The sequence below is a fragment of the Pseudomonas sp. FSL R10-2189 genome (assembly GCF_009600325.1).
Taxonomy (GTDB): Bacteria; Pseudomonadota; Gammaproteobacteria; order Pseudomonadales; family Pseudomonadaceae; genus Aquipseudomonas; species Aquipseudomonas helleri.
Window position 1 is genome coordinate 39,034 of the sequence record NZ_WIVZ01000039.1, and the last position, 12,102, is coordinate 51,135.

At 60.8% G+C, this 12,102-nt stretch carries 11 protein-coding genes; 9 read left to right on the forward strand and 2 right to left on the reverse strand.

Going from position 1 to position 12,102, the window contains the following annotated elements:
* Positions 1–6 precede the first annotated feature (6 nt).
* Positions 7–1,440: a type VI secretion system protein TssA gene (gene tssA / locus GHO32_RS22075; protein ID WP_153335415.1), complete on the reverse strand. Its 1,434-nt coding sequence runs from the start codon at positions 1,438–1,440 to the stop codon at positions 7–9.
* Positions 1,428–2,102: a type VI secretion system-associated protein VasI gene (vasI, locus tag GHO32_RS22080; protein WP_256665580.1), complete on the reverse strand. Its 675-nt coding sequence runs from the start codon at positions 2,100–2,102 to the stop codon at positions 1,428–1,430. Before vasI ends, tssA begins: the two co-directional genes overlap by 13 nt.
* Positions 2,103–2,434: 332 nt before the next feature.
* Between vasI and tssB the strand changes: the two genes are divergently transcribed.
* The 9 genes from tssB to GHO32_RS22125 all read left to right on the forward strand — a co-directional run bounded on the left by tssB (position 2,435) and on the right by GHO32_RS22125 (position 11,937).
* The gene (gene tssB / locus GHO32_RS22085; RefSeq protein WP_153335416.1) at positions 2,435–2,950 is read left to right on the forward strand and encodes a type VI secretion system contractile sheath small subunit; all 516 of its coding nucleotides are present in this window, start codon (positions 2,435–2,437) and stop codon (positions 2,948–2,950) included.
* An 84-nt stretch (positions 2,951–3,034) separates the two neighbouring features.
* On the forward strand, positions 3,035–4,507 hold the full coding sequence (tssC, locus tag GHO32_RS22090) for a type VI secretion system contractile sheath large subunit (protein WP_088500278.1): 1,473 nt from the start codon (positions 3,035–3,037) through the stop codon (positions 4,505–4,507).
* Positions 4,508–4,924, forward strand: a complete 417-nt coding sequence (tssE, locus tag GHO32_RS22095) for a type VI secretion system baseplate subunit TssE (protein WP_048373670.1) — start codon at positions 4,508–4,510, stop codon at positions 4,922–4,924.
* Between the two features lie 11 nt (positions 4,925–4,935).
* On the forward strand, positions 4,936–6,702 hold the full coding sequence (gene tssF / locus GHO32_RS22100; protein WP_153338311.1) for a type VI secretion system baseplate subunit TssF: 1,767 nt from the start codon (positions 4,936–4,938) through the stop codon (positions 6,700–6,702).
* Complete coding sequence (gene tssG / locus GHO32_RS22105; RefSeq protein WP_153335418.1) at positions 6,666–7,688, forward strand: type VI secretion system baseplate subunit TssG; 1,023 nt, start codon at positions 6,666–6,668, stop codon at positions 7,686–7,688. Before tssF ends, tssG begins: the two co-directional genes overlap by 37 nt.
* On the forward strand, positions 7,685–9,112 hold the full coding sequence (tssJ, locus tag GHO32_RS22110) for a type VI secretion system lipoprotein TssJ (protein ID WP_153335419.1): 1,428 nt from the start codon (positions 7,685–7,687) through the stop codon (positions 9,110–9,112). The genes tssG and tssJ overlap by 4 nt, the downstream gene beginning before the upstream one ends.
* Positions 9,113–9,149: 37 nt before the next feature.
* Positions 9,150–10,496, forward strand: a complete 1,347-nt coding sequence (gene tssK / locus GHO32_RS22115; protein WP_153335420.1) for a type VI secretion system baseplate subunit TssK — start codon at positions 9,150–9,152, stop codon at positions 10,494–10,496.
* Positions 10,489–11,295 carry a type IVB secretion system protein IcmH/DotU gene (gene icmH, locus GHO32_RS22120; protein ID WP_153335421.1) on the forward strand — a complete coding sequence of 269 codons (807 nt, stop codon included), beginning with the start codon at positions 10,489–10,491 and terminating at the stop codon, positions 11,293–11,295. The genes tssK and icmH overlap by 8 nt, the downstream gene beginning before the upstream one ends.
* Before the next feature lie 129 nt (positions 11,296–11,424).
* Positions 11,425–11,937 (forward strand): Hcp family type VI secretion system effector, encoded by a 513-nt coding sequence (locus GHO32_RS22125; protein WP_048373680.1) that lies wholly within the window; start codon positions 11,425–11,427, stop codon positions 11,935–11,937.
* The last annotated feature ends 165 nt before the right edge of the window (positions 11,938–12,102 follow it).

A 12,102-nucleotide genomic window follows, 5' to 3' on the forward strand; every position in this document is an offset into this window, starting at 1 on the left:
CTGCTCCTACTCCTGAACGGCCTTGATCAACGAGGGGTTGCCAAGGTGCTGGGCCAACTTCTGATACAACTCGGGTTCCCACGCCTGGGCGCTGGTTTCGCGCATCACCCGAGCCACCCCGGCGTAAAGGTCATCGGCCAGCCAGGACAGGCCACGGGCCCCCAGCAAATCAGCGGCGATTACCGTGGTGTGGCTGCGCTGGCGCGGGGCTTCATGGGCTGCGTGCAATGCCTGCAAACGCAGCAGCACCACCTCAACGCCTTCGGTATTCAGTTGAGTCACCAATTCGTCGCGCAGGCCCGCGTACTCAGGCACCGCACTGCTGGTGCCCTCGCGCTGGTCGGCACCGCTGATCCAGGCCTGGGTTGGCGCGTCGACGAAGGGCGTGCCGTCGCTGAAATTCAGCTCAAGCAAAGCCGGGAGCCGACACACCAGCCGCTCACAACAGCGGCGCACGGCCAAGGCCACGTCATCCATCGCCAGGCGCGAGGCCACCTGGGCCGCGAGGTAGCTGCCACGCAACCAGTACGGCGAGGCCGCGACGCTTTTTTCAATGCGCAACAGCAAGGCGGGCTCAAGGGCATTGGCGCCCAGCGCTTCTTGATACGCGTCAACAATGTCTTGAGGCACCGCGCTCAATTCTGTGCGGCGGTCGCGGGTGATGGCCGGGGCAGCATGCAGGTGCGCCCACAGGCCAAAACGGCGCAGTTGATAGCCCACCGGGTCATAGAGGTCTTGTTGATTGAGTTGCTCGGCCATTGCCAGCAAGGCACGCCGTTGCTCACGTTCGCTGCCCACGGGCGGCGCGCTGGTGCGGGTGAACAAGGTCGGGTTCAGGACGCCGGAAGACGGGGCCTGGTTGGCCGACTCAGGCACCGGCGGTTCACTGTATTTGGCCAACTGCCGTTGCAGCGCCTCAATGGGTGCAGGGTCGAGCTTGGCCGCCACCGCACAGCGCGCAAGGTCGAGCAACGCCTGCTCCGCCATGGCCTGATGCACCGGGGCAAAACTGCTGCGGTCGAGGCCCGACAAGGCTTGCCCCAACTCTTCAAGCAGGCGCTTGATCTGTTTGCGCTTGGCCAGGTAGCCGGTCGGCCCGGGCTTGGGGTGGGCGCTGTCCCAATACAACTCGACGACACCTGCCAGCAAGCCCATGGCATCGGCCCAGCGCGCCCACTGCCGGGTGCGCAGCCACACCCCCTGTAAATGCCCGAGGATGCGCAAGTGCTTGCACTGTCTGGCCAGATACTGGCGGGACGCTTCATCGATATACGGCCAGTCGATGCTGGCCTCACGCAAGCCCCCGAGCTTGATCATTTCCTGATCAATTGCCTGATAGGTTTCGTCCTCGATATCGAAATACCCGGCGGGTTGTTCCGGTTCAATCGGCGCCAGCAACAGCGGGACAATATCGGCCGGTACCTCGATCACCAGCGGCATGCTTGACGCTCCTGCGCAATCAACGCGTCCAGGCCTTGCGCGTCAAACACCAGCCCATTCAGGGCTACATCCTGCGTGCTTTTCAGTTCCAGACGCTGGCTGCCCATGATCTGCCGCAACAGCGCAATGGTCGGTAACCCCCGACTGAACTCGACCACCAGCCCCGCCTCATCCATCACTTGCCATGTCGCGTTAGAAACCGGCTTGTCATCTGCAAACAGCTGGATGTGGAGTTTGTTGCGCTTGCTTGGCTCATCGAGCACCAGTTGCAAGCGAGTGATTTTGGATTCACAACTGATGGCCAGGGTCGGCCGGGGGGCAAACGCTCCCAGGGCCGGGGCAGAAATAACCACCCGTTGTGCTCGATCATCCTCCAGCTCTGGCCAGTGGGAGATCAAAAAGCGGAAGTCACCGGGGCTGCGTTGGGCCTCATTGCGCTGCACCAGATCGACGATGGGCAACATTCGCCCCACATAAGTGATGGGTTGTGGCGCCATGCTGCGAATCGGCGTTCCGGCCGCCTGATCAAAGCATTCCAGACGCTTTAACGACGACACAACGGTCGTACAGTCTCGCGCTGCTGGCATGGCCAATGCCTGTTGCCCCGCCAGCACTAATAGAGAGACGCCTAGCGCCCATGCCCGCCCTCTGTTTATTCGCATTTGCACCTCCTGTATGAATGATGGGCATGACATAACGCGCAAGATTCTTTCTCGCTGATAAAAAGTTCGACGTATAACGCCTTAATTGTCCGGAGCGTGGACTAACCGGCAATTAAGTAGCAAGTAAAACACTCCACAAATAACGCTATTAGTGCAATTAACAGACATATCTCTCAGCGACCTCCTGCAACTATGTAGGGCAAGTACTACCAAACTCACAATCGTAATTTCCTACAGAGAAAAGCCACACAACTAACGGCTTTGGCCGACATGACAGGCCTAGAGAAATCGGTTCCTAATAGGGCTACCTTCGAATGAAAAGGACTTTTCCCATGTCGAAAGATCACGGTTCCGTGGCTCCAAAAGAACGCATCAACATCAAATACATTCCGGCCACAGGCGATCAACAGGCCGAAGTTGAATTACCGTTAAAGTTACTGATAACCGGTGACTTTAAAGGCCACGGCGAAGAGTCCGCCCTTGAAGACCGACAACCCGTACGTATCGATAAAGACAACTTCAACGACGTACTGACCAAAGCTGAAGTAACGTTGGAAATGGCAGTGCCTTGCGTCTTGACCAACGATATCGAGAACGACTTGAGCATTAATTTGCAGTTCAAGTCGATTAACGATTTCGGCCCCGATGCCATCGCTCGCCAAGTGCCTGAAATGAACAAACTGCTGGAGTTACGCAACGCGCTGGTGGCGTTAAAAGGCCCGCTGGGCAATACCCCCGCCTTCCGCAAACAGTTGCAAAGCCTGCTGGCTGACGATGCTTCGCGCCAACGGCTTATTCGCGAACTGAACCTGACCCTGCCTGCCCCCAAGGATTCGCCTGACGCCTAGGCCCAAACGCCAAGCGTTACCTGCCTGTTCACTGCCCTGCGACTGCCGAAACCGAGTTCATAAAACGGAGTACCACCCATGCCGATGGAAAGTGCCAACGCCCAAATCCGGGTGACCGATGCCCCCACCTCGCTACTCGATCAACTGCTGGCCAACACCATGATGACCCCGGCCCAGGAAGGCTATGCGGTCGCCAGACAAGGCGTGGCCGCGTTCATCAGCGAGATCTTGCAAAGCGGCCATCACGAACAGCCCGTGAACAAGTTCCGGGTTGATCAGATGATCAGCGAAATCGACCTTGCCTTGAGCAAGCAGATGGATGAAATCCTCCACCAGCCGCAGTTCCAGCAACTGGAATCGGCGTGGCGCGGGCTGAAACTGCTGGTGGATCGCACGGACTTTCGCGAGAACATCAAGCTCGACGTGCTGCATGTCACCAAAGAAGAAATGCTCGACGATTTCGACAACGCTGGCGATATCACCCGCAGCGGCCTCTACAAGCACGTGTACACCGCAGGTTACGGCCAGTTTGGTGGTGAACCCATCGCTGCCATGATCGGTAACTACACCTTCGGCCCTTCGTCACCGGACATCCGTTTGCTCAGCTATGTGGCCTCTGTAGGCGCCATGGCCCACGCACCGTTCGTGATGGCCGCCAGCCCCGAATTCTTCAACCTCAAAAGCTTCCAGGACCTGCCATCGATCAAAGAGGTCAACGACATCTTTGAAGGCCCCAGCCATACCAAATGGCGCAGCTTGCGCGAGATGGAAGACTCCAAATACATCGCCGCCACCCTGCCCAGCTTTTTGTTACGCACGCCCTATGACGGCCTGGAAAACCCGGTGCGCAGCTTTAGCTACGACGAAGCCATCGACGGTCAGCATGACAACTACCTGTGGGGCAACACGGCCTTTCTGATGGCCACCCGACTCACCGACAGCTTCGCCCGTTACCGCTGGTGCCCGAACATCATCGGCCCGCAATCCGGTGGCGCGGTAGAGGATCTGCCGGTGCATCTGTATGAATCACTGGGCCAGTTGCAAGCCAAGATCCCCACCGAAGTGCTTATTTCTGATCGCAAGGAATATGAGCTGGCAGAAGCCGGTTTTATCCCGCTGACCATGCGCAAGGACAGCGACAACGCAGCGTTTTTCTCGGCCAACTCCATTCAAAAACCCAAAGCCTTCCCCAAGACCCGCGAAGGTCAGGAAGCCCAGACCAACTACAAGCTCGGCACGCAATTGCCCTACCTGTTTATCGTCAATCGTCTGGCCCACTACATCAAAGTCCTGCAACGCGAGCAGATCGGCAGTTGGAAAGAACGCCAGGACATGGAGCGCGAACTCAACACCTGGCTCAAGCAGTACATCGCCGATCAGGACAACCCTTCAGCCGATGTGCGCAGCCGTCGCCCGTTGCGTGCGGCCCAGATTGATGTGCAGGACGTGGCCGGCAATCCGGGCTGGTATCAGGTGTCGCTGTCGATCCGCCCGCACTTCAAGTACATGGGCGCGAACTTCGAGATCTCACTGGTCGGTCGGCTGGACACCCAGTAATTGGGCCGCGCCAGCCTGTTCGAACGTCTGGAGCCTGATGCACCGCGCTACCGCCCGGGCACCGCGGACGAACAGGCCCGCCAGCGTATCGACGCGATCAAGCGCCATTTGGAGCACGTACTCAATGCCCGCCAGGGCTGCTCGCAAAGCAGCCCTGAACTGGGCCTGCGCGACTTCAATGGCGCAGCCCAAGGCAGCTCTGACCTGGTGATCGCCATCAGCGCCGACATACGCCGCTCGATCGAAGCATTCGAGCCGAGGATCAAGGTCGTTGGCGTGCGCTATCAGCCCGACCCGGATTTACCACTGGAGCTGAACTTTCGCCTCGATTGCCAGGTGCAGCTCAACCACAAGGACGAAAGGGTGCTGATCGACGTGGCCATGCACGGCCGCGACGGCTACACCCGCGTTAAATAAAGGGGGACGCCATGGGCTTGAAAGAACGCTTTGCCGAAGAGATGCGTTACCTGCGTGAGCTGGGCCGTGAGTTTGCCGAGGACAACCCGCAACTGGCGCAGTTTTTGGGTGACAAGGCCAATGACCCGGATGTGGAACGGCTGCTGGAAGGCTTTGCGTTTCTCACCGCCAAGCTCGGCATGAAGATAGACGATGACCTGCCGGAATTGACGCATCCGCTGCTGCAGATGCTCTGGCCCAACTATTTGCGGCCATTGCCCAGTTGCACCATCGTGCGTTTCAAACCGCTGCCCGACGCCATCAGCCAGCGCCAGGTGCTGCCCAAAGGCACACCGCTGTTTGCCAAACCGGTGGACGGCATCAGTTGCGAATTTCGCACCTGCACCGAGGTCAGCCTGTACCCGCTGGCGGTCAAGTGCGTGAGTGATGCCCATAGCCGTGAAGCCTCGGTGGTGCGCATCGACCTCAGCGTCTTGACCCGGCAACCGCTGAGCAGCCTGGGCTGCGATCAACTGGATTTTCACCTTGGCGGTGGCAATGCCACGGCGCAAACCCTGTACCTGTGGATCGCCCACTACCTCAAAAGCGTGACCCTGTACGTCAATGGCACCGCCTACGGGCTGAACCCCCAAGACATCGGTTTTCCGGGGTTTACCCCGCAAGAGGCGTTGCTGCCCTACCCGCGCAATGTCTTCGACGGCTACCGGATCTTGCAGGAATACTTCGTGTTCCCGCAGCGCTTTCACTTCTTCAGCCTGACCCGCCTGGGCAAAGCCTGGCCCGCCATCAGCACCGATGAGATCCGCTTCGAGTTCCAGTTCTCCCGGCCCATGCCCGGCGACATTCGTTTGCAGACCCACGACCTGCACCTGTTCTGCGCCCCGGCGGTCAACCTGTTCAGCCACGACGCCGAACCCATTGCCCTGGACGGGCGCAGCCTGGAACAGCGGGTCATCCCCACCGGGCAGCGCCCAGACGCCTATGAGATTTTCAGTGTTGACCGCGTGGCTGGCTGGAGCGCCAGCGACAAAGAACACAAGGGTGACCCGCTGCGCACCTTCACGCCCTTTGAGTCTTTTCAGCATGAGATCGAACACGCCCAGGGCCGTACGGCGCTGTACTTTCGCACCCACATCGAAGAGTCCCACGGCCGTGAAGGGTTGCAGCAGCGCATAGCCTTTGTGCGTGGCGATGAACGCGACTACATCGGCGAGCATGAAACCGCGTCCATCGAACTGACCTGCAGCAACCGTGATTTACCCCAGGCGCTGGGCATTGATGACGTGTCGCTGTCGACCGAAACCACGCCGTCCTTTGCCACCTACACCAATCTGATCGCGCCCACGCGCTCGTATCGCCCGGTGCTGGACGCCAGCCTGCACTGGACGCTGATTTCCAACCTGTCGCTGAACTACCTGTCGCTGCTCTCGGCAGAGCCACTCAAGGCGGTGATCCGCGCCTATGACTTTGCCGCCTTGCACGACCTGCAACAGACCCGCGCCACCCGCAAGCGCCTGGACGGGATTGGCGAAGCCGTCACCACGCCCATTGACTGGCTGATGAAGGGCCTGCCCGTGCGCGGCCTGCACACCCGCTTGAAGCTGGACCAGCAGGCGTTCCTCTGCGAGGGCGAGTTGTACCTGTTCGCCAGCGTGCTTTCGCACTTCTTCGCGCTCTACGCAAGCATCAACTCCTTCCACAAGCTGGAAGTGATCAATACCACTAACAACGAGTGCTATGAATGGCCACTGTTGACCGGCAGACAACCCGTGATCTAGCCGACACGCTCCTGGCCGATGCGCGGAACTACTCGTTCCATCGTCTGCTGGAACACCTGCACGCGCTGCACGACGATGACCTCGAAGCCCAGCCTGCAAGCCGCGCCAGCCGTCGCCGGGTTCGTTTGCAAAGCCACGCGGGCATGGGCTTTCCGGCCTCGGACCTGACCGTTGCCGAGCGTGTCGATGAAACGCTCGGCAACGAGCGCTACCGCGTGCAAACCACGTTTCTGGGCTTGCAGGGCGCCGACTCGCCGCTGCCCGGTTATTACCTGGACCGTCTGGCTTATGAGCAAGCGCAGGGCCGTGGCATTCGCCCCGAGTTCCTCGATTTTTTCAATCATCGCCTGCTGACCTTGCTGCACCACAGCTGGCGAAAATATCGCTACTACATCCGCTTCCAGGCAAACGCTCGCGACCGCTTTTCGCGCTATGTGTTTTCCCTGATTGGCCTCAATGACAACGACCTGCGCGGCGCGACACCGCTGCCCTGGGGGCGTCTGTTGAGCTTTGCCGGGTTGATTGCCAGCCGCAGCCGTGCGCCGTCAGTGGTGAGCGGGATTGTAGAGCATTGTTTTGATCTGCACGGCGTTTACATCCGTGAGTTTGAACCGCGCTCGGTGCCCTTGCTCAAGCGCCATCGCGTGGCCCTCGGCTCACTTAACGGTGTACTCGGGGAGAACTTCACCATCGGCGACCGTGCCCGCACACGCGCCAGCCAGTTCACCCTGGTGATCCCCAACCTGTCGCAAAAGCGCTTTCGGGAGTTCCTGCCCAGCGGTAGTCAGTGTGCACGGTTGCGCCAGTTGCTGGATTTTCTGGCGCGGGACGTACCGGCTTATTACGTGGAACTGGGCTTGCGCGAAGAAGACGTGCCGCCGTTCAACCTGCGCCGCGAAGGCGGGACTCACTTGGGCTGGACCAGTTTCATCGAGTGCCAGGCACACCGTCACCCCGCTGTGGTACGGATCAGGGGGCGGGCATGAACCTCACGCTGGTCATCAGCAACCCCGCGCAATTGCTCCACGGTTGCCAGCCCACCCACCGTTTTGCCTTACACGGCGGCAGCATCGGCAGTGCGGACTGCGACTGGCGGCTCAACGACCGCAGCCGCAGCGTTCGCCCCTACCACTGCCAGATCCACTGGCTGGGCAATCGCGCCTGCGTCACCGATCACTGCGGCCACACCTATGCCAACGGCCATGCCCTGCCCTTGGGCCGTGGCACCACCGTGCAGTTGAACGAGGGGGATTTTTTACACATCGGCGACTACCAAATTGCCGTACACCTGGATGCCCATGAGCTGGCAGACGACCGTCGCCACCTGAGCCAGCGCTCGCTCACTGAACTGCTCACCGGTCGCCGGGATGGCCTTGAAGACTGGAACGCCCACACGTTGCCTTTTTTGCCCCCGACAGACACACACACGCACATCTGCCACGAATTCGAGCAGTTGAGTCGCCCTCTGGACCCCGCCCGGGAGAGCGACCCGCTGCTGGCGCTGGGGGCGATAACCGCAGCGCCGCCATTGCACGACGTGCTGGATTTTGCAGCCCACGCCAGCGCTGACATACCCCGCGTCGAGCGCGCAAAACCCCACCGCGCCGTGCACCTCGACAGCACGCACATGGGCGGCCATATCCGCTTCGCCCTGTTGCTGCTGGGCTGCCTGGCGTTGGTCGGTTGCACCCTGCTCGGCAAGATCGGCCAGGTGATCTGGACGCCCTCGATCCCGGTGGGCGGGCCTGATGATCAACCCAGCCGCTATTCGTTGAGCCTGTATGCCAGCCACAGCGTCAATCAGCGCCTGATCATCCCCGGCGCCGGGCCCGCTGAAACGCCGATTCGCTCGCCCTATTCCGTGAACGTGGAGGCCGCCAACCCGCAGGCGCTGACCGAGCAACTGCAAGCGCTGCTGGATCACGTTCACGAGACCGTCACGCCGCAGTCAGCGGGCCTGCCGGAGCCCGACGAGGGCGCGCAAATGTCGGTGGTTGAAGCCTCGCCCTTTGGTGACTACAACGCCCCCGGTGTCAGTTTGTCTACCCCGCAAGACACTGAAGCGCCGCGCTCCATCGCCAGCCCCATCGGGTTCAAGGTGCTGCAACTGAGCGATGACAGCCTGCTGCGCAACGCCAGTCTCCAGACGCTGACGGATGACCTGAAAAAAACCTTGGGCAGCACCTGGATCCGCGCCGACGACTACCTGCTGCAGCCGGGCCAATTCAAATTTATCGACCCGCAGAGCCTGGACGAAGACACGCGGTTTATCGCGGTGATCGCCCACTACTACGACGCCGACAACGCCCAGTGGAAGCAGACCCTGCGCGTAGACCCCAAGGGCCATCAATACGCGCTGCTGGTGCAACTGGACGCCGCCAGCGTTGAGCTCAAAGGGGAAACCCGATGAATGCCTTTTCACCCCCTTTCACGCAGAGAGCCCACTGATGAGTTCACGTCACCCGGTCATTTGGTACGAGGGGTTGTTTGTCAAACCCCAGCATTTCCAGCAACAGGCCCGCGCCGCCGAAGCGGCCGTGCAGCAACGCCTCAACAGCCTCAACGACACGCTCTATGGTTTCAGCGAACTGGCGCTCAACAGCGAGTACCTGAGCTTTGGCAAGATCGCCCTGACCCGGGCACGCGGAATCATGCCCGACGGCAGCATTTTTGATATCCCCACTGATCAGGCGCCGCCCACCCCGCTGGAAATTACCCACAGCAGTGCGGCCAACCAGACCGTGTTCCTGACGCTGCCGCTCAAGTCGGCTCAGGCCCTGGAAATACGCTGGCCCGAAGGCTATGCCAACAGCCGTTACCTGGCCCAGCAGGTGGATGTGCGTGACACCCACAGCGAAGTCGGCGATGTGACCACGATGAACGTGGCCGTGCCCAACCTCAAGCTGATGCTTGAGGACGAAGACCGCAGTGCCTTTACCTGTATCGCCGTGGGCAAGATCCTCGATAAACGCCCGGACGGCAGCCTGGTGATGGACGAGCATTTTTACCCCACCTGCGTGTCCTTGCAGGCCGTACCGGTGCTGCAACGCTACCTCGGGGAAGTGGCCGGGCAGATCCGTGAGCGGGCCAAAAACCTGGCTGAACGCATCGGCTCGTCGGGGCAATCGGGGGTGGCCGATGTCACCGATTTCAACCTGCTGCAAACCCTCAACCGGATGTACCCGCTGTTCCAGCACCTGGCCCGGCAACGCCATGTCCACCCGGAGCGGCTGTACATCACCTTCGCCCAGGCCTGCGGCGAACTGGTGACCTTTACCGACGAGGGCCACCTGCCCCAAGAGTACCCGGCCTACCAGCACGACAACTTGCGGGCCTGCTTCAAACCCCTGGAGCACACCTTGCGCCGGGCGCTGGGGACCGTCTTGCAGCCGCGCGCCGTGTCGCTGCCCATCGTCGCCCAGGAATTCGGCGTGCTCACTGCGCTGCTGGGCGACAAGCGCCTGCTGGACACTGCCGAGTTCATCCTCGCGGTACGCGCCAATCTGCCGCTGGAAACCCTGCGCGAGCAGTTGCCCAAACAGATAAAGATCAGCGCCACCGAAGCCTTGGGCGAACTGGTCAGCTTGCAGTTACCGGGCATTGCCCTGATCCCGCTGCCCGTGGCGCCGCGCCATCTGCCGTTCCATGCCGGCTTCAGCTACTTCGAACTCGACCGTCATCACCCTGGCTGGCAGAGCCTGAGCACGGGTAGCGGGTTTGGCTTCCATGTCGCCGGCGACTTCCCTGAACTGGAACTGCAGTTCTGGGCGATCAGGAGTGAAAAAAATGAGTGAAGACACCACGTCTGAGTCCCCCATCAAAGCGCTTGAGGACGCGGTTACCCCCGCCCCGCCAGTCATCACAGAGCAAACGCAAACGTACCTGGCCGACCCTGAATTCGAGTTGCGCGGCCTGGCCTGGAACCCGTTGTGCGACCCGGCCATGCCCTTGATCGGCTTGCTGATACGCCTGCGCCACCTGGACCGGCATGCCGATATCAACGCGCTTTACCGCGACCTGCATAACCAGATCAGCACGATCATTGAAGAGCTCAATTCGCTGGACTATGACCCCGGCGCGCTCAAGGCATACTCCTACAGCCTGTGCCTGCTGGTGGACGAAGTGGTGATGAGCACGCCGTGGGGCAGGTGTTCAAACTGGAGCACGCGCTCGCTGCTCAGCGTGTTTCATCATGAATCCTGGGGCGGCGAGAAGTTCTTCACCCTGCTCGCCCGCATGGCCACCGACGCCGCCAAATACCAGCATGTGCTGGAGTTCATGTACCTGTGCCTGTGCACGGGCCTCAAGGGCAAACACGGCAACGTGCCCCGAGGCGATGACGAACTGCAACGGATCATCAATCACCTGCACGGCCTCTTGCGCCCGCTGCGCGGCGAGACGCCCAAACGCCTGACCGAACCCCTGACCCACGTCGCCCCGCGTAACTACCGCATCAAACGCGCGTGGCCGTTGTGGACACCCTGGGCCATGGCGGGTGCGGTGCTGGTCGTGGCGTACACGGTGTACGCCGTGCGCCTGCACGGCATCACCCAGCAAGTGCTGGTTTCCCTCGACCGGATTCTCACGCTGTAGCCGATTTTCAGCGCGCCCGCGTCGGGCGCCTGCAAACCCTTGGCCCTTACCGGGCCATAAACCCATGCCGTCACACCGACGGTAGCAACCCCATCGGGTTGTTCTATTGATCGTTACAAGGAGTTTGTCATGCCAACACCTGCCTACATCAGCATCCACGGCCAGACCCAGGGCCACATCACCAAAGGCGCGTTTACCGGCGACTCGGTGGGCAACGTGTATGTGGAAGGCCATGAGGACGAAATTCTGGCCCAGGAAGTCGACCACCTGATCAGTACCCCCACCGACCCGCAAAGCGGCCAGCCTTCGGGGCAACGGGTACACAAACCGCTGATCTTCACCAGTGCCTTGAGCAAGGCCTCGCCCATGCTCTACCAGGCGCTGGCCACCGGCGAAATGCTGCCCACCGTTGAGGTCAAGTGGTTCCGTACCTCAACCGATGGCAAACAGGAGCACTTCTTCACCACCAAGCTGGAAGACGCCACCGTCGTCGAAATCCACACCCTGCTGCCCCACGCCCAAGACAGCGATAACGCCAACTACACCCAACTGATCAAGACCAGCCTGGCCTACCGCAAGGTCAGTTGGAGCCACGTGGTTGCAGGGACCGAAGCCTCAGACGACTGGCGCAAGCCGGTTTAACCCACCGCTGTTTCTGCCCGCTCTGGCAGGCAGTTTTATGTGTTCGCCATCGCCCGCCCCGTTGCCATGACGGGGCGCGCGGTAGCGTGCCTCAGGAGCGCCCATGCCCCGTCAAAGCGATCTGCGTTTTACCTTCGAGCCTCTGCAAGGCGATGCCTTTGAGGT